Annotated in this window: 16 protein-coding genes, 1 pseudogene and 1 riboswitch; of the genes and pseudogenes, 8 read left to right on the forward strand and 9 right to left on the reverse strand. The window is 71.8% G+C overall.

What is annotated here, in order from left to right:
- Positions 1 to 59 precede the first annotated feature (59 nt).
- Positions 60 to 1,482, forward strand: a pseudogene (locus ACFC51_RS26080) (M1 family metallopeptidase).
- 163 nt (positions 1,483 to 1,645) lie between these two features.
- Here ACFC51_RS26080 and ACFC51_RS26085 read toward each other — a convergent pair.
- The 3 genes from ACFC51_RS26085 to ACFC51_RS26095 form a co-directional block, all read right to left on the reverse strand.
- Positions 1,646 to 3,235, reverse strand: a complete 1,590-nt coding sequence (locus ACFC51_RS26085) for a M4 family metallopeptidase (RefSeq protein ID WP_376531096.1) — start codon at positions 3,233 to 3,235, stop codon at positions 1,646 to 1,648.
- Positions 3,236 to 3,445: 210 nt separating this feature from the next.
- Positions 3,446 to 4,942: a hypothetical protein gene (locus ACFC51_RS26090; protein ID WP_376531098.1), complete on the reverse strand. Its 1,497-nt coding sequence runs from the start codon at positions 4,940 to 4,942 to the stop codon at positions 3,446 to 3,448.
- Between the two features lie 177 nt (positions 4,943 to 5,119).
- A complete protein-coding gene (locus ACFC51_RS26095; RefSeq protein ID WP_376368835.1) occupies positions 5,120 to 5,695 on the reverse strand; it encodes a TerD family protein in 576 nt (191 codons plus the stop codon).
- 172 nt (positions 5,696 to 5,867) lie between these two features.
- Here ACFC51_RS26095 and arfB point away from each other — a divergent pair, with 172 nt between their 5' ends.
- Positions 5,868 to 6,302, forward strand: coding sequence for an alternative ribosome rescue aminoacyl-tRNA hydrolase ArfB (gene arfB, locus ACFC51_RS26100; RefSeq protein WP_073743675.1), 435 nt, complete (start codon positions 5,868 to 5,870; stop codon positions 6,300 to 6,302).
- Positions 6,303 to 6,467: 165 nt separating this feature from the next.
- On the opposite strand, the gene ACFC51_RS26105 is transcribed toward arfB, so the two are convergent.
- The gene (locus ACFC51_RS26105; protein ID WP_376368836.1) at positions 6,468 to 6,974 is read right to left on the reverse strand and encodes a flavin reductase family protein; all 507 of its coding nucleotides are present in this window, start codon (positions 6,972 to 6,974) and stop codon (positions 6,468 to 6,470) included.
- 347 nt (positions 6,975 to 7,321) lie between these two features.
- Between ACFC51_RS26105 and cdgB the strand changes: the two genes are divergently transcribed.
- Together cdgB and ACFC51_RS26115 are read left to right on the forward strand one after the other, a co-directional pair.
- Complete coding sequence (gene cdgB, locus ACFC51_RS26110) at positions 7,322 to 8,974, forward strand: diguanylate cyclase CdgB (protein ID WP_376368837.1); 1,653 nt, start codon at positions 7,322 to 7,324, stop codon at positions 8,972 to 8,974.
- Positions 8,975 to 9,106: 132 nt separating this feature from the next.
- A complete protein-coding gene (locus ACFC51_RS26115; protein ID WP_376531100.1) occupies positions 9,107 to 10,078 on the forward strand; it encodes a carbohydrate-binding protein in 972 nt (323 codons plus the stop codon).
- An 84-nt stretch (positions 10,079 to 10,162) separates the two neighbouring features.
- Here the strand turns inward: ACFC51_RS26115 and ACFC51_RS26120 are convergent, their stop codons facing one another.
- The 3 genes from ACFC51_RS26120 to ACFC51_RS26130 all read right to left on the reverse strand — a co-directional run bounded on the left by ACFC51_RS26120 (position 10,163) and on the right by ACFC51_RS26130 (position 13,293).
- Positions 10,163 to 11,095, reverse strand: coding sequence for a 1-phosphofructokinase family hexose kinase (locus ACFC51_RS26120; protein ID WP_376368839.1), 933 nt, complete (start codon positions 11,093 to 11,095; stop codon positions 10,163 to 10,165).
- 132 nt (positions 11,096 to 11,227) lie between these two features.
- Positions 11,228 to 12,400, reverse strand: coding sequence for an N-acetylglucosamine-6-phosphate deacetylase (gene nagA, locus ACFC51_RS26125; protein ID WP_376368840.1), 1,173 nt, complete (start codon positions 12,398 to 12,400; stop codon positions 11,228 to 11,230).
- The gene (locus ACFC51_RS26130) at positions 12,400 to 13,293 is read right to left on the reverse strand and encodes an ROK family protein (RefSeq protein WP_376368858.1); all 894 of its coding nucleotides are present in this window, start codon (positions 13,291 to 13,293) and stop codon (positions 12,400 to 12,402) included. The genes nagA and ACFC51_RS26130 overlap by 1 nt, the downstream gene beginning before the upstream one ends.
- 228 nt (positions 13,294 to 13,521) lie before the next feature.
- Here ACFC51_RS26130 and ACFC51_RS26135 point away from each other — a divergent pair, with 228 nt between their 5' ends.
- The 3 genes from ACFC51_RS26135 to otsB all read left to right on the forward strand — a co-directional run bounded on the left by ACFC51_RS26135 (position 13,522) and on the right by otsB (position 16,041).
- A complete protein-coding gene (locus ACFC51_RS26135) occupies positions 13,522 to 14,799 on the forward strand; it encodes an ABC transporter substrate-binding protein (protein ID WP_376531102.1) in 1,278 nt (425 codons plus the stop codon).
- A 14-nt stretch (positions 14,800 to 14,813) separates the two neighbouring features.
- Entirely contained in the window at positions 14,814 to 15,074 is a 261-nt protein-coding gene (locus ACFC51_RS26140) for a DUF3263 domain-containing protein (protein ID WP_376368842.1), read from the forward strand.
- Between the two features lie 109 nt (positions 15,075 to 15,183).
- Positions 15,184 to 16,041 carry a trehalose-phosphatase gene (gene otsB / locus ACFC51_RS26145; RefSeq protein ID WP_376368843.1) on the forward strand — a complete coding sequence of 286 codons (858 nt, stop codon included), beginning with the start codon at positions 15,184 to 15,186 and terminating at the stop codon, positions 16,039 to 16,041.
- Here otsB and ACFC51_RS26150 read toward each other — a convergent pair.
- Positions 16,038 to 17,414 (reverse strand): trehalose-6-phosphate synthase, encoded by a 1,377-nt coding sequence (locus tag ACFC51_RS26150; RefSeq protein ID WP_376368844.1) that lies wholly within the window; start codon positions 17,412 to 17,414, stop codon positions 16,038 to 16,040. The genes otsB and ACFC51_RS26150 overlap by 4 nt on opposite strands.
- 72 nt (positions 17,415 to 17,486) lie before the next feature.
- Entirely contained in the window at positions 17,487 to 18,437 is a 951-nt protein-coding gene (locus ACFC51_RS26155) for a glucosyl-3-phosphoglycerate synthase (protein WP_376368859.1), read from the reverse strand.
- Positions 18,438 to 18,590: 153 nt separating this feature from the next.
- Positions 18,591 to 18,718, forward strand: a riboswitch (SAM riboswitch).
- 18 nt (positions 18,719 to 18,736) lie between these two features.
- Here ACFC51_RS26155 and thrC point away from each other — a divergent pair.
- Positions 18,737 to 20,035: a threonine synthase gene (gene thrC, locus ACFC51_RS26160; RefSeq protein ID WP_376368845.1), complete on the forward strand. Its 1,299-nt coding sequence runs from the start codon at positions 18,737 to 18,739 to the stop codon at positions 20,033 to 20,035.
- The last annotated feature ends 10 nt before the right edge of the window (positions 20,036 to 20,045 follow it).

Raw genomic sequence — 20,045 nt, forward strand, 5'->3', positions numbered from 1 at the left:
ACCCCCGCCGGGCACGGCGGACGACGCCCGGCCACCGGAGCGTCCTTAGGATCGACGGCGTGGATCACCCGACAGCGGCGGCGGCACGCCGCACCGCTCACGCCGCCGTCCTGCTGCCGGCCGTGCTCGCCTTGGTCGCGGGCTGCGCGCCCGGCCTCGGCGGGAGCATCGGCACCCCGGGCGCGGCCGGGGTGCGCGACCCGTACTTCCCCCGGCTGGGCAACGGCGGCTACGACGTCACGCACTACGACCTGACGCTCGACGTCGATGCCGGGGCCGGGCGGCTGAGCGCGACAGCCGTGATCACCGCCCGGGCGACCCAGGACCTCAGCGCGTTCCACCTGGATCTCGCCGGACTGGAGGTCCGGTCGGTGACCGTCGAGGGCCGGCCGGCCGCGGTGAGCCGGGCGGGTACGGAGCTGACGCTGCGCCCGGAACGCGCGGTCGCCGGCCACCTCCGCACGGGCCGCACCTTCCGCACCGTCGTGCGCTACGCCGGCTCCCCTCTGACGGTGACCGACGCGGACGGTTCGGAGGAGGGCTGGCTGCGGACCGCGGACGGGGCGGTGGCGCTGGGGGAGCCGGCCGGTTCCATGACCTGGTTCCCCGGCAACCACCATCCGGGCGACAAGGCCCCCTACGACGTCCGGATCACCGTGCCCGCGGGGCGCAGCGCCGTCTCCAACGGTGAGCTGGTGTCCCGGCGTACGACCGCCGGGCGCACCACCTTCCACTGGCGCACCCGTGAATCGATGGCGAGCTACCTCGTGACCGTCGCGGTCGGGCGCTACGTGGTCCGGGAGACGGCGACGGAGGACGGCCTGCCGGTGATCACCGCCGTCGACCCTGCGGTGGCCGGGGCGAGCGCCGGGGTGCCGGACCGGATCGCCGGGATCGTCGCGTGGGGCGAGAAGCGGTTCGGCCCGTACCCCTTCTCCTCGGCCGGGGCGGTCGTGGGCAGGCGGGGCGACGCCGGTTACGCGCTGGAGACGCAGAACCGGCCGTTCTTCCCCGGCCCCCCGGACACCGGGCTGCTCGTCCACGAGCTGTCCCACCAGTGGTTCGGCGACTCGGTCACGCCCGCGAGCTGGCGGGACATGTGGCTCAACGAGGGCTTCGCGACGTATGCGGAGTGGCTCTGGAGCGAGGACCACCACGGCGCAACCGCGGAGGAGCGCTTCCGGACGAGCGTACGCCGACGACGCGAACTGGGCCTTTCCCGCGTCCCGGCCGCCGGGCCCGGCCGACCTCTCCCGGCCGCCGGTGTACGGCCGGGGCGCGATGGTCGTCCACCGGATCCGGCAGGAGGTGGACGACGACGAGGTCTTCTTCGGCATCGTCCGGGGGTGGCTGTCGGCGCACCGGCACGGCAACGCCTCGACGGCGGACTTCACCGCCTACGTCGAGGAGGAGTCCGGCCTGGATCTGACGGAGCTGTGGGACACCTGGCTCGACGGCGGGAGCCGGCCGCCCATGGGCTGACCGGCTCCCTGTGCAGTGACGCGACGCGCGTGCAGTAGTGACGCGCGTGTGCAGTGACGCGAGGCGCGTGTGCGGTGCCGTGACACGCGTGTGCGGTGCCGTGACGCGCGTGTGCAGTGACGCGACGCGCGTGGGAACACGCGTGACGTGCCTCGTCCGGCGGTTACTTGACGTTGACCCCGGTCCAGGCGGCGTCGACGGCGGCCAGTTCGGTACTGCCCGCGCCGAACAGGTCGGTAGCCGCCTTCTCGGTCGCGACGCGCGCGCCCGCGTAGTCGGTGGTCGACGTCATGTAGACGGAGAGCGCCTTGTACCAGATCTGGTAGGCCTTCTGACGGCCGATGCCGGTGACCGTGGAGCCGTCGGCGGTCGGGGAGTCGTAGTCGACGCCGTCGATCGTCTTGGCGCCGCTGCCCTCGGCCAGCAGGTAGAAGAAGTGGTTGGCGACGCCGGAGGAGTAGTGCACATCGAGGTCGCCGACGTTGGAGTCCCAGTAGTCCGCCGAGCCGCCGTCCTTGCTCGGCTTGTCCATGTAGCGCAGCGGGGTGCCGTCGCCGTTGATGTCGATCTTCTCGCCGATGAGGTAGTCGCCGGGGTCGGCCTTGCTGCCGGCGAAGAACTCGACCGAGGAGCCGAAGATGTCGCTGGTCGCCTCGTTGAGGCCGCCGGACTCGCCCGCGTAGTCGAGGTCGGCGGTGGCCGCGGTCAGGCCGTGGCTCATCTCGTGGCCGGCGACGTCGATCGCGGTGAGCGCGCTCTTGTCGTCGGCCCCGTCGCCGTAGGTCATGCAGAAGCAGCTGTCGTCCCAGAAGGCGTTGACGTAGCCGGTGCCGAAGTGGACGCGGGAGTACGCGGCCTTGCCGTCGCCGGCTATGCCGTCCCGGCCCAGCTCGGACTTGTAGAAGTCCCAGGTCTTCGCGGCGCCGTAGTGGGCGTCGACGGCGGCGGTCTGGCGGTCGTCGCCGGTGCCGTCGCCCCAGGTGTCGTCGGCGTCGGTGACGAGGGTGCCGGTGCCGGTCTGGCCCTGGTTCAGGTCGTACGTCTTGTGGCCGCCCCGGTCGCCGTCGGTCAGCTCGAAGCCCGAACCGCCCTTGGTGGTCGACAGCGTGACCTCTCCGCTGTACTGGCTGTTCCCGGTGCCGGTCTCCACGGCCTCGAAGCTGTGCAGCCGCTTGCCGGTCGTGGCGTCGGTGAGGGTGTGCATCCTGCTGGGCGTGCCGTCCTTCCGGACACCGGACGTGACGGTCTCGAAGGCGAGCGCGGGCTTCCCGCTCCCCGCCCAGACGACGGTGCGCGCGTTCGCGGCGGCCTTCAGCTTCGGCTGTGTGGAGGGCACGGAGATGCGGGCGTCGGTGGCCCTGTCCACACCCTTCGACGTGCCGTCGGCGGCGGTGTGGGTGACGAGGTCTCCACCGAGGACGGGAAGCCCGGCGTAGGTGCGCTCGTAGCGGGTGTGCACGGTGCCGTGGGCGTCCTTGATCACGTCACGGGCGATCAGTTTCTCCTTGCTGCCGAGCCCGAGGGACTCGGCGGCGGCCGGGGCGTCGGCCTGCGCGGTCCGCAGGGCGGTGGCGCGGACGGCCGAGGTGTTCACACCGAGGGCCGAGGCGCCGGTGGTGGAGCGGGAGGACGAAGCGGTGTCGTCGGCGGTGTGGGGACCTGCCGCGGCCGTTCCGGTCTGGACACCTGCGACCACCATCGCGGCGACTGCGGCCAGGGCGGCGGCGCGACGGGTGTTCATGTGGGGGGTCATGCCTTCTCCGTTGCTCGTTCCTGTGGGGGGTACGAGCGGAGAGCGTGCCATCGAATGAACGAGTTTGACGGAACGCCGACAATTGCCTCACAAGTTTTTGACCAGTTCTTGTCAGACGGATCTTCGGAGTCCTCCGCCTGATGGCGGGTCACGTGTTCCGGGCGGCCGGGTGCGGGCGGAGGAAACACGACTCCCGCCCCGCCGCGGCCGTCACATCCGTTGCCCGCCCGTCGCCACCAGTCGGTGGACCACCTCGGGGGCCAACGCCGGGTTCGCCGCGGCCGCGTGGGCCAGTTCCCCGTCGCCGAGGAGCTCCGCCAGCCGGGGCTGCGGCAGATGCGGGTGGCGTGCGAACGCGGCGCGCACGGCCGGGTCCGGGTCCCGCGTGAGCCGCTCCACGGTCGACGGCGCGGTGTCGGGGTCGCGTGCGGCCAGGGCGCGGACCGCGGGGTCGTCGTGACCGGCGAAGGCGGACAGCCCCGTGGTGGGGAAGCCGGGACGGCTGGTGAGGTGCGCCCGCCCGGGGCCCTCGTACTCCAGGAAGCTGCGCAGCAGCAGGGAGGCAGGCGGGTCCGGATGGTGCTGGGCCAGCAGGACGCGTACGCCGAGATCGTCGTCGGCGGCCAGGCGTTCCACGAGGTCGGGCGGCAGGAACTCGTCGAGGGTCGCCCTTCGGCGCAGAAGGGGGTGACGGGAGGTCGCGTTCCGGCGGACGTCCTGCGGGTCCCGGGGCACGGAGGGGCGCCCGGGCAGCGCGTCGAAGCAGTCGTCCGGCGGGATCGTGTAGTCGATCCCGGCCCGTTCCTCGTCGGTCAGCCCGGGGTGCACGGACAGGGCCAGCCGGACCCCCGGGTCGGGGTCCGCGGCGAGCGTGCGCCGCTCGGCGGGTCCGAGGTCCGCGCGGTGGGCGACAGTCGCGCGCACCTTCGGGTCCGGGTCGGTGGCCAGGAGGACCACCACGTCGGCCGGCAGGCTGGGGTTGCCGGCGATCGCCGCCCGCTCCTCCTCGGCGACCGGAGCGGTGAGGACGCCGTCCACGACGGTTCTGCTGAGGGCTCGGTGCATCAACAGGTCCCAGCGCGCGTGGCACGACCGGTCGGGCAGTTCGCGCTCCACCCACGCCGGGTCCTCGAGTCGTGCGTGCCTCTCCGCACGGCCCCTGACCCCGTCGTCGGGATCCGCCAGCAGTGCGGCCCGTGTTCCGGCGGTCAGCAGACTCCACTCGCCGACCCCCAGGGCGCGGACCTTCGCGACCGGATGAGTGGGCATGGCCCGGCGCAACGCCGGGGAGATCTGCCGGTAGAGGCTCTCGCTGAGGGTGTCGTCGTCGTACGTACTGATCATGTGGACGACGGTCTCGTCGGGCAGCGGCCGGTGCGCACCGCCGAAGGGCAGCCGGGGAGCCTCGGCGAGATGCGCGCGGACGAACCATTCCGGATCGTCCACCAGCCGCGCCCGTTGTGCGGGGTCGACGTGGGGGTTGCGGGCGAAGAACGAGCGGGTCCGGGTGTCGGGGTGCTCGAGCACGGCCTCGACGACGGCGTCGGGAAGGATCCGGTCCCGGCACAGCACCATCCGCACCGCCGGCGGCCCCTCGGCGAGCAGCCGCAGCAGGACGTCCTCGGACACGGACGGATTCAGGGCCAGGCCGGCGAGGCGACGCGTGGGCAGATCGGCGTCCGCCCAGATGTCTTCAGGCGTAGGCATGGGTCACATCCCCTGTGTGTCGGCCGGCCCCCTCGGGCCGGCCGGGCCATGACCTTATCGGCCTCGTCCTTCCGCGGACCCGGCCCGGCCGTGGAGTGGGCTGCGCGGGTGGAGCGGACGCGCGGGAGCCCCCGCCCGACCGGTGTCGGACGGGGGCTCCCGTGGGAAAACCTGACGTCAGAGGTTGACGCCGAAGTCCTGGGCGATGCCGCGCAGGCCCGAGGCGTAGCCCTGGCCGACCGCGCGGAACTTCCACTCGGCGCCGTTGCGGTAGAGCTCGCCGAAGACCATGGCGGTCTCGGTGGCGGCGTCCTCGCTCAGGTCGTAGCGGGCGATCTCCGTGCCGCCGGCCTGGTTGATGATGCGGATGAAGGCGTTCCGCACCTGGCCGAAGTTCTGGCTGCGGGCCTCGGCGTCGTAGATGGAGACCGGGAAGACGATCTTGTCGATGTCCGCCGGGAGCGCCGCGAGGTTGACGTTGATCTGCTCGTCGTCGCCCTCGCCCTGGCCGGTGACGTTGTCACCGGTGTGGACGATGGACTGGTCCGGCGTCGCCTTGTTGTTGAAGAAGACGAAGTGGCCGTCGGAGTAGACCTTGCCGGCGTTGTTGACCGCGATCGCCGAGGCGTCGAGGTCGAAGTCGGTGCCGGTGGTGGTGCGGACGTCCCAGCCGAGGCCGACCGTGACGGCGGTCAGGCCCGGGGCCTCCTTGGTGAGCGAGACGTTGCCGCCCTTGGACAGGCTTACAGCCATGGGAAGTCCCTTTCCTCGTCGTGTGCGGGCTTCGTGCCATCACGAAAGCTACCGTCACCCGTCCTAACGCAGACAAGAGACCACGAGGTTCCTGCCCGCTTTACTTTCTTTGCCGAACTTCTGGGCGAACGCTCTCAAAACAAGGTGACGAACCGGTCGTACGGCAGGGAACATGGGTGTCATGTCCGGGCCCTATGTCATCCGCGGTTCGGTCTCCCTGCCGGAGGCCGAGCTCATGTGGCGTTTCTCGCGGTCCTCCGGGCCCGGCGGGCAGCACGTCAACACGAGCGACTCCCAGGTGGAGCTCCGCTTCGACCTCGCGGCGACCGACTCCCTGCCCGAGGTGTGGAAGGCCAGGGCCCTCGAACGGCTGGCGGGCCGGCTGGTCGGCGGGGTGGTGTCCGTGCGCGCGTCGGAGCACCGCTCGCAGTGGCGCAACCGCGAGACGGCCGCCGTGCGGCTCGCCGCACTGCTGGCTGAGGCCACGGCGCCGCCGCCCAAGCCGCGCCTGAAGAAGAAGATTCCGCGCGGGATCAACGAGCGGCGCCTGCGGGAGAAGAAGCAGCGCGGCGACACGAAGCGCGGGCGCTCGGGCCGCGACTGGTAGCGGAGCGCCCCGCCCGGCCACAGGGCCAGGCACCCTCCTCGGTACAGGTCAGGCCCACCCGGGGCGCGAGGTGAGGCCCCCGCGCGGGGCACGGGGTGATGCCCCGGCGCCGGGTGAGGCCGCCCGCCGGCGGTGACCCGCGTCGGTGCGCAGGCTGCCTCCAGGTCAGCCCAGCTGCCGGTAGCGCCCCTTGAAGTACGTCAGCGGCTCGCCGTCCGCACTGGGCAGCGTCGCCGTCAGAACCCGGCCGATCACCAGCGTGTGGTCGCCGGCCTGGACGCGCTGCTCGGTCCGGCACTCCAGCGTGGTCAGCGCGCCGCCCACCAGGGGCGCTCCGGTCATCTCGCCCCGTATGTACGGAATGTCCTCGAACAGCAGCCGGTCGCTGATCCGGCCCTTCATGGCGAACCGTCCGGCGATCTGACGCTGACTCTCCGTCAGCACCGAGACCGCCCACAGCGGCTGCTCGGCCAGCAGGTCGTCCATCCGGGAGTCGTTGCGCAGGCTCACCATGACGAGCGGCGGGTCCAGCGAGACCGACATGAAGGCGGTCGCCGTCATCCCGACGTCCTCGCCCCGCCCGTGCTCGTCGAGCGGAGGCTCCTGGGCGGTGATCAGCACCACGCCCGCGGCCAGGCGGGACAGGGCGGCGCGGAATTCGTCGTTGCTCACCCCTTCAGCATGGGGGACGGCATCGGGGCGCGGGGTGGAGGGAGTCTTCTGCAGCACACCGGGCACGCTAGTGCCGCGGGACGGGCCGTCGCATCGGGCCAGGGGACCAGCCGGGTCCTAGGACCCGGGAACCAGGCGTCCCGGTTTGCGTTCGGCAAACCACGGCAGCCCCTGGAGGCCTCCCTGGATGTCTTTACCATCTGTTGTGACTTGAGTCACAGAGAGCAATATTTGTTGACCCTGTGTACCGGGTGCACAGCTCACTGTGATTCAGTGGCGGTGACACTGCAACAAGTACGTCGATATGAAACCTGGAGTTGCTGTCGAGGTCTCAGGGAGTGCGAGCAATGGAGGCCGAGTCGGAGCCGTACGTCCGCCTTGCGACCATGCGGCAGCTGCACCAGGCCGTCGCTGATCTCAACACGGCACGGAGCCTGGCGGACACGCTGCAGTCCGTGGCCGACGGCATCGTCACCGGCCTCGGTTACGAGCTGGGCTGCGTCAACATCGTCCGTCCCGACGGCGATCTCGTCGTCGCCGCCTTCGCCGGCAACAGCGCCGCGGAATCCCTGATCACGGGTCGTATCGGCTCCCGGGGGTCCTGGGAGCGCAGGCTCTCGATGGGCGAGGCCTGGGACGAGCTCCGGTTCATACCCCACACCGAGGGCTGGGTGCTCCTCGACGACGACGTCCCCCAGTGGCACACCGAGGGCCCGGAGCCCCGCTTCGAGGACGAATGGCACCCTCTGGACCGCCTCTACGCCCCCATGTACGCCTCCGGAGGAGGTCTGGACCTCCTGGGGGTCATATCGGTCGACAGGCCCCGCAACGGCCGCCGCCCCGGCGCCTGGGGCCGTGAGGCCCTCCAGATGTACGCCTCCCAGGCGGCCATTGCGATCAGTAACGCTCGTCTCCGAGCAAACATGCAGCGCGCACTGGTCAGGCTGGAGCGCGAACAGCAGGCGCTGCGGGCCAGTGAGGAATCCTTCCGCCAGGCGTTCGAGTACGCCCCCAGCGGCATGGCCATCGCCGAGATGGGCGGCGACCAGCACGGCAGGCTGCTGCGCACCAACGACGCGCTCTGCCGGCTCCTGGGGCGCCCCGCCTCCGTCCTGCGCCGCTACTCCTTCGCCGACCTCGTCCACCCCGAGGACATCGGCACCCTGCTCCGCACCTCCGCCGAGGGGGGACGCGCGGAGCTGCGGCTCGGGCGCCGGGACGGCACCTACCTCTGGGTCTCGCTGCGCAACTCCGTCGTCGCCGACACCACCGACGGCCCCCGCTTCCTGCTCACCCACGTCGAGGACATCGAGGAGCGCAAGCGCAACGAGCTGAATCTCGCGCACCGCGCCTCGCACGACGCGCTCACCGGTCTGCCCAACAGCGCCGAGCTGCGCTCCCGGCTCGGCGCGCGGCTGTGTGAGAGGCCTCACTCCGTCACCTCCTCGGCGATCGAGGCGCTGGACGCTGCCTACGGGGACGTCGAGAGCGCGGCGCACGGCTACCGGGCGGACGGCTACGAGGGCGAGGTCGCGCCGGGTGTCGGCCCCTACGACCACCACGTGCACATCGTGGCGCCCGACCCGGACCGCGACGACGGGACGAAGGGGCTCGCGGTGCTCTTCTGCGACCTCGACGGCTTCAAGTCCATCAACGACCGCTTCGGGCACCACGCGGGTGACGCAGTTCTCATCGAGGTCGCCAGGCGGCTCACGACCTGCGTACGGGACGGTGACACGGTCGCGCGGCTCGGGGGTGACGAATTCGTCGTCCTCGCGGACGGCCTCGGGGCGGCAGATGCCGCGGATCTGGCCGTACGCTTGCGTAACGCCATCATTCCGCCCATCCGGGTGGACGGCCGGGCAGTCAGGGTCGGGGCGAGTTTCGGTATCGGCTGGGCCGAGTGCGGCATGACCGAGGAAGAGGTCCTGCACTCCGCCGACCAGCGGATGTACGTGGAAAAGCGGTCCCGGTCGAAGGTTCACCGCAGAGCCGGCTGACGTTCACGCCCTGGCTGTTCCCGTGCACCGCCCGGTTTTCCGGGGGACCGAGGGCAATTCGACGCGTGCTCCGTTCGGGGTAGGCTCGGCCGGTCGGCGACGGCTGGCGACATGGTGAGGAGTGACCCAGGGATGACGGCCGGAAACAACGGCGCGAGCAAGCCCGAGGACGACGATCCGTTCGGCTATCTGTACGCGGACGGGCAGGCGGCAGGCGCACAGCCTCCCGGGCAGGGCGGCTACGGCTACCCCGGTCCGGCCGCGCAGCCCGGCGTGCCCAGAACGTCGTACAACCAGGTGCGGACGGTCGGCGAGCGTCAGTACGGGCAGGTCCCGCAGCAGGCCTACGGCCAGCAGGCCCAGCAGTACGGCCAGCCGAACCCGCAGTACGCGGCGCCGGAGACCTACCCCGGCGGTGCGGTGACCGCGCAGCACGGGTCGGTGGCGGGTGGTGGCGGCCGGAACGGTGGTCCCGGCCGTGGCGGACCCAACACCAAGGCGCTGCTGATCGCGGCGGTCGCCGTGGTCGCGGTCGTGCTCATCGGCATCGGCGCCGCCCTGATGACGGGTGACGACAGCGACGGCAAGAAGGACGAGGCCGGTTCGTCGGCGGGTCCTGCCGACGAGGTCAAGGAGTCCCCGAAGCCGGAGAAGTCCGGCAAGGCGTCCCAGGAGCCCGTCGATCTGCCCGAGCAGGACGCGGCGACGCTGACGCTCGGCGGTACGGCCTCGCTGGACAACACGGTCAAGGGTGCCAAGAGCGCCAACGGCCAGTACATCAGCCTCAACGAGGTCGGCCGGTCGGCCACCTGGACGGTCGATGTGCCCGAGGACGGCGAGTACACGCTGTTCGTGACCTACGGCGTGCCGGGCAAGGACGCGAAGACGTCCCTGACGGTCAACGACGAGGCCCCCCGGTCCATCAACATGAAGAACTTCGCGCAGGCGGCGGAGGGTGACCTGGAGAAGGGCTGGACGAAGACGTACGCCTGGGTCCAGCTGAAGAAGGGGTCGAACACGCTGATGCTCTCGTGCAACGAGGGCGACTCGTGCGACGCCAACCTCGACCAGCTGTCGCTGAAGTCGGGGCACGTCAAGGGCTAGTCCGCGCCCAGTGGTCCACCACCGTCGTCCCGGTCCTCCGCACGGAGGCCCGGGACGCGGTGTTTCTCCGGACGTTCCGGCGGCTCATGCGGCCGGTGCGTGCTCCTCGACGGTGACGCGTCCCAGCAGGTCCTCGTAGGCTGCGCGGTCGAACTCCCCGGCTGCCGCGGCCAGTACGGTCGCCGTCGACAGGGCCACGGCCCGCGTGAGCCGGTCGTGCCAGTCCAGTCCCTCGGCCAGGGCGGAGAGCAGCCCCGCCACGGCGGAGTCGCCCGCTCCCGTCGGGTTGCCGCGCACGGGAGTGGGCGGAGCGGCCCGCCAGGTGCCGTCGGGCGTGACGGCGAGGAGGCCGTCGGCGCCGAGCGACGCGACGACGCTGCGGGCGCCCCGGCGGCGCGCGTCGCGGGTGGCGCGCAGGGGTTCGCGGGCCCCGGTGAGCCGGGCGAGTTCGTCGGCGTTCGGCTTGACGAGGTCGGGGCGGGCGGCGATGCCGCGGCGCAGGGGTTCGCCGGCGGTGTCCAGGAGCACGGGCACGCCCGCGGAACGGGCGAGGCGGACCAGTTCCGCGTACGCGCCGACGTGGATGCCGGGCGGCAGGCTGCCGCAGAGGGCGACGGCCGCGGCGCCGGGGAGCAGTTCGCCGAACGTCCCGAGGAAGGCCGCCCATTCGTCCTTGCCTATGTGCGGACCCGGTTCGTTGAGCTGGGTGGTGTCGCCGGTGGAGCGGTCGACGACGGCGAGGGTGCGGCGGGTGTTCCCCGCGACGGTCACCAGGGCGTCGGTGGGGCGGTGGGGGAGTGCGCCGAGGAGTTCGCGCAGGACGGCCCCGTTGGATCCGCCGGCGAAGCCGGTGACCACGGTGTCGTGGCCGAGCGCGGAGAGCACCCGGGCCACGTTGACGCCCTTGCCGCCGGGGCGTTCGGTCACCTCGTCGACGCGGTGGCTGCGGTGCGGGACGAGGGCGGGTACGGCATAGGTCAGGTCGAGTGCCGTGTTCAGTGTGACGGTCAGTATCACCTGTACCGGCCCCCGGTTCCTTCGTAGTCCGCTCCCGCGCCGTCTCCCTGCGGCGCCGTCCCCGGTGATCATGCCAAAGAGGCGGCGGCCGTCCCAGGTGCCCGGGACAACCGCCGTCTCTTCGTTACGTGTTCACGCGCGCGCCACCGGTCGGACGGCAGCGGGCTTCACGATCCACTCGCCCCGGCGCATGACGCCCTTGAGCGCGAAGTCCGCGTCCAGGACGACCAGGTCGGCGTCCTTGCCCGGGTCGAGCGAACCGACCCTGTCGTACAGGCCGAGGAGCCGGGCCGGGTTGGCGGAGATGGACCGTACGACGTCGTCGACGGGGATCCTGTCGACCGTCACGGCCCTGCGGAACGCGGTGTCCAGGGTGAGGGTGGAGCCGGCGATCGAGCCGCCCTCGACCAGGCGCGCGACGCCGTCCTTGACCTCGACCGCGAGCGGTCCGAGCTCGTAGCGGCCGTCGCCCGCACCGGCCGCGTCCATGGCGTCGGTGATCAGCGCGACCCGGTCGGCACCCGCGCGGTGGTAGGCGAGCTCCAGCGCGGCGGGGTGCAGGTGTGTGCCGTCGTTGATCAGCTCGACGGTGACGCGTTCGTCCTCCAGGAGCGCCGCGATCGGGCCCGGAGAGCGATGGCCGAGGGCGGGCATCGCGTTGAAGAGGTGCGTGGCGACGGTGGCGCCCGCGTCGATCGCCTCGACGGTCTGCTCGTACGTCGCGTCCGTGTGCCCGACGGCGGCGATCACGCCGTGCTCGGCGAGCAGCCGTACGGACTCGATGCCGCCCGGGAGTTCGGTGGCGAGGGTGACCATCCTGGCGCTGCCGCGCGCCGCGTCGAGCAGCTTGCGGACCTCGGAGGGGTCGGGGTCGCGGAGCAGGCCCTCGCTGTGGGCGCCCTTGCGGCACGGGGAGATGAAGGGGCCTTCGAAGTGGATTCCGGCGAGCTCACCCTGTTCGACCAGCTCGGAGAGGAGTCCGGCCTGCCTGGCCAGGAAGTCCATCTCGCCGGTGACGGTGGAGGCGACGACGGTCGTCGTGCCGTGCTCGCGGTGCGCCCGTGCTCCGGCCAGGACGTCCTCGGCGGTGCCGGTGGCGAAGGACGCGCCACCGCCGCCGTGGTTGTGGATGTCCACGAATCCCGGGACCACCCAGTGGCCGGAGAGGTCGACGGTCCGGGCGTCCTCCGACGTGCTGCCGGCGATCCGGGTGCCCTCGACGATCACCCGGCCGTTCTCCACGGTCCCGGTGGGAAGCACCACCCGGGCACCTGCGAGAACCGTGCTGTCTGCGCGTCCGGCCATCAGGCGGATACCTCCGTGGAGAGTAGATCCCAGGCGAGCAGCCCTGCGCCCAGGCATCCGGCGGTGTCCCCGAGGGCCGCCGGGACGATGTGAGGCAGCTTCTGGAACGTGACCCGTTCCTCGACGGCCGCACGCAGTGGTGTGAACAAGGTTTCCCCTGCCTCGGCCAGACCGCCACCGATGATGAGCGTGCGGGGGTCCAGCAGAGTGAGGGCGGTGACGAGTCCGGCGGCGAGCGCGTCGACGGCGTCCTCCCAGACGCGCAGGGCGGCCGGATCGCCCGAGGCGACGGCCTTCGCGCAGTCCGCGGCGTCCGCGTCGGGGTCGCCGGATGCGGCGGCCCAGGCCCGGGAGACGGCGGAGGCCGAGGCGAGGGTCTCCAGGCAGCCGCGCTGCCCGCAGCCGCACTCGGGGCCGTCGGGCCGCACCACGACGTGGCCGATCTCGCCCGCGTAGCCGTGGGCGCCGGCCTCGATGGTGCCCCCGATGCCTATGGCGCCGGCGATCCCGGTGCCCAGCGGCACGAAGAGGAAGCGGTCCGCGCCCCGGCCGGCCCCGATCCGTCCCTCGGCGAGCCCGCCGGTCCTGACGTCGTGGCCGAGCGCGACGGGGATGCCGCCGAGCCGCTCGCCGAGCAGCTTCCGCAGGGGCACGTCGCTCCACCCCAGGTTGGCGGCGTAGACGGCGATCCCGCGTTCCGCGTCGATGATGCCGGGCACGGCGACACCGGCGGCCACGGCGCCCTCGCCGAGGTGCTCCTCGCCGTAGGCGTGCAGATCCGCGGCGAAGCCCAGGATCGTCTCCACGACGGCCTCGGGTCCGCGTTCCCTGCCGGTGGCCCGGCGCGCCTCGTGGAGCAGGGTGCCGTCGGCCCCGACCAGAGCGGCCTTCATTCCTGTGCCGCCCACATCGAGGGCGATGACGTGTCTCACGGGAGACAGTTTCGCCCGACGACCCCTAAAAGGTCTAGTCCACTATCGAGGTTTGTTGAGCACCCATACAAAACGGTCCTGCTAGATTGCCGAATCGATACACCGGGTGGTGTAGACCTCCGTGCGGACGTGAGGCAGGATCGCGGGTTCATCGCCGGAGCGGTGACATCCACGTCGGACAATGTAGGGATGGACAGGGCTGTGCAGCGGCGCTTTGTGGGTCTGACCGCGGTGGTGGCCGCACTCGGTATGACGGCGGCCTTGTCGGGGTGTGGTTCGGACACCGGTTCCGGCGACGTCACCCTGCGCATGGTCGCGGCCGACTACGGCACCGGTGCGGAGAACAGCTCCCAGAAGTACTGGGACGACGTCGCAGGGAAGTTCGAGAAGGACAACCCCGGGATCACGGTCGAGGTCAGCGTCTACTCCTGGAAGGACGTCGACCGCAAGGTCGCCGAGATGGTGAAGGCCGGCAACGCCCCCGACATCGCGCAGATCGGGGCGTACGCCGACTACGCCGAGGCGGGCAAGCTCTACACGGCCGACGAGATGATAGCCATCCGCACCGGGTCCAACTTCCTTCCCTCCCTCACCGACGCGGGCCAGGTCGACGGCAATCTGTACGGCCTGCCGTTCGTGGCCAGCACCCGGCTCCTCTTCTACAACAAGGGCCTCTTCGCCAAGGCGGGCCTCGGCGCCCCGCAGACCTGGGACGACATCCAGGAGGACGCCACCGCGCTGAAGCAGCGCGGCGTCACGTACCCCTTCGCCCTGCCGCTCGGCCCGGAGGAGTCCCAGGCCGAGACCCTGATGTGGCTGCTCAGCGGGGGCGGCGGCTACACGGACGAGGTCGGCAACTACGACATCGACTCCCCGGCCAACATCGCGACCTTCCGCTGGCTGACGGACAACCTCGTCGGCAAGGGCCTCACCGGCCCCGTCGCCCCCGGGAAGCTCGACCGGGCGAAGGCCTTCGACGCCTTCACCAAGGGCGAGGTGGGCATGCTCAACGGCCACCCGACGCTCATGCAGGAGGCCGAGAAGAAGGGCGTCGACGTGGGCATGGTCCCGCTGCCCGGGATCGAGGGGCCGACCAAGGGCTCCATGGGCGTGGCCGACTGGATGATGGGCTTCAAGCAGAACGGCCACCGGACGCAGATCGGCAAGTTCCTCGACTTCGCCTACGACGACGACAACGTGATGGCCTTCGCCGACCAGTACGACCTGCTCCCCGTCACCAGCAGCGCCTCCGCCGCGATGGAGGCCGACAGCAAGCACAAGTCGCTCCACGCGTTCCTGTCGGCGCTGCCGAACTCGCAGCTGCCCCCCTTCGGCAAGACGTCGTGGGCGCAGGTCAGCGAGACGGTCAAGGAGAAGATCGGCTCCGCGGTCGAGCCCGGCGCCAACCCGGAGAGCGTGCTCGTGGAGATCGCGGCCATGGCCCGGCAGGCGGAGAGCGCGGAATAGGTAGGTTGGTCGGCATGACCGCCGGCGCTCCCGACCCCGCTGACCCCGCCGCCCCGCTCTCCGGCCAGGCCCGTGCGGTCCTGGCCCTGGAGCGGCGCTCCTGGGCGGGCCCCGGTGCCAAGGAGCGGGCGATCCGGGAGGAGCTGGGCATCTCACCGGTCCGCTACTACCAGCTGCTCAACGCGCTCCTGGACGACCGCCGCGCGCTGGAGGAGGACCCGGTCACGGTCAACCGCCTGCGCCGGGTCCGCGAGGCGAGGCGCGGCCGCCGCTGAGGCCGTGTCCGCGGCCGGCTCCCCGGGAACGGAAGCCGGGTGGTGGCGGGCCTGGGCCCCGGGGCGGGAAGCCGCGCGGCGGGGCGGCCCGCCCGCTACGCTCACCCGCATGGGCAACCCGGCACACCCCCTCCCGACCCCGTCCACCCAGGCCGGCCGCGAAGGCCTCGCCGCACTCCTCGCCCGCCCCGACCGCGCGGTGGTCGCACTGGACTTCGACGGCACGCTGGCCGACATCGTCCCGGACCCGGAGCGGTCCCGCGCCCACCCCCGCGTGGTCCCGGCCCTCTCCGCGCTCGCGCCCCGGGTCGCCGCCGTCGCCGTGATCACCGGCCGCCCGGCCGGCACCGCCGTCCGGTACGGGGGCTTCGCCGGAGCACCCGGCCTGGACCACCTCGTCGTCCTCGGGCACTACGGCGCCGAACGCTGGGACGCCGCCACCGCCACCGTCCGCGCCCCGGACCCGGACCCCGGGGTCGAGGCCGTGCGGGCGGAGCTCCCCGCCGTCCTGGCGGAGGCCGGCGCCGACGACGGCACCTGGATCGAGGAGAAGGGCGGCCGGGCGGTCGCCGTCCACACCCGCCGCGCCGCCGACCCCCAGGCCGTCTTCGAGGCCCTGCGCACCCCGCTCGCCGGACTGGCCGCGCGCCACGGCCTGATCGTCGAACCGGGCCGCCTGGTCCTGGAGTTGCGACCGCCGGGCATGGACAAGGGCGTGGCGCTGGAGGAGTACGTGAAGGCGGTCGGCGCCGAGACCGTGCTGTACGCCGGCGACGACCTCGGCGACCTCGCCGCGTACGCCGCCGTCGCCAAGCTCCGCACCGAGGGCGTCGCCGGCCTGCTGGTCTGCAGCGGCACCGAGGTCCCCGAACTGACCGAGCGCGCCGACCTGGTGCTGCCGGGTCCGGCAGCGGTGGCGGACCTGCTCGCGGCTCTCGCCCAGCAGGCCGCACCTGCGCGGCCCTAACCCCGCAGCGCGTCCAGCTGGTCCAGGAACCACTGCTGGGGCGGGAGCGCCGTCGCGGCGGCGGCCAGGCGCTTCGTGCGGGCTCCCCGCTCGTCGGCGTCCATGGTCAGTGCCTCGTGCAGCGCCGCCGCCGTGGCCGACACGTCGTACGGGTTGACCACGATCGCGTCCTCGCCCAGCTCCTCGTAGGCGCCCGCCTCCCGGGAGAGCACCAGCGCGCAGCCGTGGTCGGAGACGACCGGGACCTCCTTGGCGACGAGGTTCATGCCGTCGCGGATCGGGTTGACCAGCGCCACGTCCGCCAGCCGGTACGCCGCCAGGGAGCGGGCGAAGTCGTCGTCGACGTGGAGCAGGACCGGGGTCCAGCCCTCCGTGCCGTACTCCGCGTTGATGCCGTCGGCGACCCGCTGGACCTCGGCCGTGTAGTCGCGGTAGACCGCGAGGTCCTGCCGCGAGGGGTAGGCGAAGGCCACGTGGACCACCCGCTCGCGCCACTCGGGGCGCTCCTCCAGGAGGGCCCGGTAGGCGTGCAGGCCGCGGACGATGTTCTTGGAGAGCTCGGTGCGGTCCACCCGCACGATCGTGCGACGGTCCGCGCCGACCTGGTCCCGGAGGATCTCCATGCGCTCGTCCACGTCGTCCTCGCGGGAGCGGCGGCGCAGGAAGTCCGCGTCGGCGCCCAGGCCGTGCACCCCGATCCGCGTGTGGCCGGTGCCGCCGAAGATCTCCGTGCAGCAGCCGATGAAGGCGTCCGCCCAGCGGCGGGTCAGGAACGCGGCGCGGTCGGCGCCCAGGATGCCCTTGAGCAGCTGCTCGCCGATGTCGTCGGGCAGCAGCCGGAAGTAGTCGACGGGCGCCCAGGGGGTGTGTGAGAAGTGCCCGATGCGCAGGTCGGGGCGGAGCTCGCGCAGTATGCCGGGGACCAGGGAGAGGTGGTAGTCCTGCACGAGGACGGCGGCGCCCTCGGCGGCCTCCTCGGCGAGCGCCTCGGCGAAGGCCCGGTTGTAGGTCTCGTAGGAGGCCCACTGCCGGCGGAACTCCGCGTCGAAGACGGGCTCCACCGGCGTCTGGTAGATCATGTGGTGCACGAACCAGAGCACCGAGTTCGCGATGCCGTTGTACGCGTCGGCGTGGACCCCGGCGTCGATGTCGAGCATCCGGACGCCGGGCTCGGACACCCCGCGCCGGACCGCCTCACGGTCGCCGTCGCTGAGCGCGGCGCACACCCACAGCTTGTCGTCGACGGCGCTGAGGCCGGAGACGAGCCCGCCGCCGCCCCGCTTCGAGTCGAGCGTGCCGTCCTCCCGCCGTGCGTACGACACCGGGCCGCGGTTGGACGCGACGAGGACCTGGGCAGCGTGCTCGGAGACCATGTACCCGAACCTAGCCCGTTCGGGAAGCCGCCAAACGTGAAGCGGGGGTGGAGCCGGGCGGGAGGCGGGGCGTCACGCCGCGTCGCGGGACGCGTACTCGGCGATGTCCCGCATCGGCGGCCGCTCCTCGGTGTCCACCGCGTGGGTGCGCGGGACGAAACCGCCGGGCCCCCGCTCGAACTGCACGAGCTCGGGCCGTACGAGCGGTCCGCGGGACAGCCGCTGCTGTGCCGTGCGGTAGATCGCCGCCGCCATCCGGCCGAGGGCCTGGCCGTCCTGGTGGCGGTGCTTGCGTACGCCGACGTCGACCTGGGCCAGCGCGTCCAGGCCGACCGTGTGCAGCGCGTCGACGAGCAGGCCGAGCTCCACCCCGTAACCGACGGGGAAGGGGAGCTGCTCCAGCAGGGAGCGCCGCACCGCGTACTCGCCGCCCAGCGGCTGTACGAAGCCGGCCAGCGGCGGCCAGTGCAGGTTGAGCAGCGGGCGGGCCACCAGCTCGGTCACCCGGCCGCCCTGGCCTGCCACTCCGTCGAGCGGCCGGTCGTACATGGCCTTGACGAAGTGCACCGAGGGGTCGGTCAGCAGCGGTCCGACGATCCCGGAGACGAAGTCCGCGGAGAAGTCCTCGAGGTCCGCGTCGACGAAGCAGACGATCTCGCCGCTGGTCACCAGCAGCGAGCGCCACAGGACCTCGCCCTTGCCGGGCAGGGCGGGGATGCGGGGGAGTATCGCGTCCCGGTGGACGACCCGGGCGCCCGCCCGGCGGGCCTCCTCGGCGGTGGCGTCGGTGGATCCGGAGTCGATCACCACCAGTTCGTCGACGAGCAGGACCTTCTCCATCAGCTCGCGCCGGATCTCCGCGACGATCGCGCCGACCGTCGCCTCCTCGTTGAGCGCGGGCAGGACGACGCTCACCCGCGCACGGTGCGGATCCCTCGCCCGCGCGGCCGTCAGGCGGTCCAGCGGGCGGTCGGCAGCCGACCAGGAACGCCTGGTCAGCCAGCGTTCCACCTCTTCCAGCACGGTCGATACTCCCTGTATGTGATCCATCTCGCGGTTCGGACGACTATCTCAACCGTCCGGTGCTTCGGTTACAGTCTTGAACAACGCGGATGACCCTCGCATGTCGGGGTCGGTCGGCGAATAAACGCCCGGATCCATGGTCCGGTGCCACAGCGCTCATCCAGAGGGACTGAGGGAACGGCCCGTTGAAGTCCCGGCAACCCTCCTGCCGACCGCGAGGTCACGGTGGGGAAGGTGCCAATTCCGTCTTGTGGCGAAATACGTCGCAAGGAAGATGAGGAGAAAGGGCCTCCGCCATCATGGCCGTGCAGACAGTTGCAGCGAACACCAATTCTTCCGCCGTGGACCTCGGTCCCGCCGCGGCGCTTTCCTGCCGCGAATGCGGCGAGCGTTTCGAGCTCGGTCCCATTTTCGCCTGTGCGTCCTGTTTCGGGCCGCTCGAAGTGGCGTACGACCTGCCGAGCGGCTCCCCCGAAGAGCTGAAGAAGCGCATCGCCGAGGGTCCGAACAACATCTGGCGCTACGCGCCGCTGCTGCCGGTCCCCGCCGACGTCGCGGACAAGCCCAACATCAACCCCGGCTTCACGAAGCTGGTCAAGGCCGACAACCTCGCCCGCGAGCTGGGCGTGACCGGTGGCCTGTACGTCAAGGACGACTCCGGGAACCCGACGCACTCCTTCAAGGACCGTGTCGTCGCCATCGCCGTCGAGGCCGCCCGCGCCTTCGGATTCACCACGCTCTCCTGCTCCTCCACCGGCAACCTCGCCGGTGCCGTGGGTGCCGCCGCCGCCCGCGCCGGCTTCCGCTCCTGCGTGTTCATCCCGCACGACCTGGAGCAGGGCAAGGTCGTCATGGCCGCGGTGTACGGCGGTGAGCTGGTCGGCATCGAGGGCAATTACGACGACGTCAACCGCTTCTGCTCGGAGCTCATCGGCGACCCGCTCGGCGAGGGCTGGGGCTTCGTCAACGTCAACCTGCGGCCGTACTACGGCGAGGGCTCCAAGACCCTGGCGTACGAGATCTGCGAGCAGCTCGGCTGGGAGCTGCCCGACCAGCTCGTCATCCCGATCGCGTCCGGCTCGCAGCTCACGAAGATCGACAAGGGCCTGCAGGAGCTGATCAAGCTCGGCCTCGTCGAGGACAAGCCGTACAAGATCTTCGGCGCCCAGGCCGAGGGCTGCTCCCCGGTCTCCACCGCCTTCAAGGCCGGTCACGACGTCGTGCGCCCCCAGAAGCCGAACACCATCGCCAAGTCCCTGGCGATCGGCAACCCGGCCGACGGCCCGTACGTCCTGGACATCGCCCGGCGCACCGGCGGTGCCGTCGAGGACGTCGACGACGAGCAGGTCGTCGACGCGATCAAGCTGCTGGCCCGCACCGAGGGCATCTTCGCGGAGACCGCGGGCGGGGTGACGGTCGGCGTGACGAAGAAGCTGATCGACGCCGGCCTGCTCGACCCGTCCCTGACCACCGTCGTCCTGAACACCGGCGACGGCCTCAAGACGCTCGACGCGGTCGCCCCCACGACCGGCCTGTCTGCGACGATCCGGCCCAGCCTGGACGCGTTCCGCGACGCGGGCCTCGCCGCCGCCAACTGACCACCCGAGA

The organism is Streptomyces sp. NPDC055962 (assembly GCF_042270185.1).
GTDB lineage: Bacteria > Actinomycetota > Actinomycetes > Streptomycetales > Streptomycetaceae > Streptomyces.

What these genes read in the sequence shown, in the direction of transcription:
- ACFC51_RS26085 (WP_376531096.1), bottom strand. Translation starts at nt 3,235, where the DNA reads ATGACCCCCCACATGAACACCCGTCGCGCCGCCGCCCTGGCCGCAGTC.
- ACFC51_RS26090 (WP_376531098.1), bottom strand. Translation starts at nt 4,942, where the DNA reads ATGCCTACGCCTGAAGACATCTGGGCGGACGCCGATCTGCCCACGCGT.
- ACFC51_RS26095 (WP_376368835.1), bottom strand. Translation starts at nt 5,695, where the DNA reads ATGGCTGTAAGCCTGTCCAAGGGCGGCAACGTCTCGCTCACCAAGGAG.
- arfB (WP_073743675.1), top strand. Translation starts at nt 5,868, where the DNA reads ATGGGTGTCATGTCCGGGCCCTATGTCATCCGCGGTTCGGTCTCCCTG.
- cdgB (WP_376368837.1), top strand. Translation starts at nt 7,322, where the DNA reads ATGGAGGCCGAGTCGGAGCCGTACGTCCGCCTTGCGACCATGCGGCAG.
- ACFC51_RS26115 (WP_376531100.1), top strand. Translation starts at nt 9,107, where the DNA reads ATGACGGCCGGAAACAACGGCGCGAGCAAGCCCGAGGACGACGATCCG.
- nagA (WP_376368840.1), bottom strand. Translation starts at nt 12,400, where the DNA reads ATGGCCGGACGCGCAGACAGCACGGTTCTCGCAGGTGCCCGGGTGGTG.
- ACFC51_RS26130 (WP_376368858.1), bottom strand. Translation starts at nt 13,293, where the DNA reads ATGAAGGCCGCTCTGGTCGGGGCCGACGGCACCCTGCTCCACGAGGCG.
- ACFC51_RS26135 (WP_376531102.1), top strand. Translation starts at nt 13,522, where the DNA reads ATGGACAGGGCTGTGCAGCGGCGCTTTGTGGGTCTGACCGCGGTGGTG.
- ACFC51_RS26140 (WP_376368842.1), top strand. Translation starts at nt 14,814, where the DNA reads ATGACCGCCGGCGCTCCCGACCCCGCTGACCCCGCCGCCCCGCTCTCC.
- otsB (WP_376368843.1), top strand. Translation starts at nt 15,184, where the DNA reads ATGGGCAACCCGGCACACCCCCTCCCGACCCCGTCCACCCAGGCCGGC.
- ACFC51_RS26150 (WP_376368844.1), bottom strand. Translation starts at nt 17,414, where the DNA reads ATGGTCTCCGAGCACGCTGCCCAGGTCCTCGTCGCGTCCAACCGCGGC.
- thrC (WP_376368845.1), top strand. Translation starts at nt 18,737, where the DNA reads ATGGCCGTGCAGACAGTTGCAGCGAACACCAATTCTTCCGCCGTGGAC.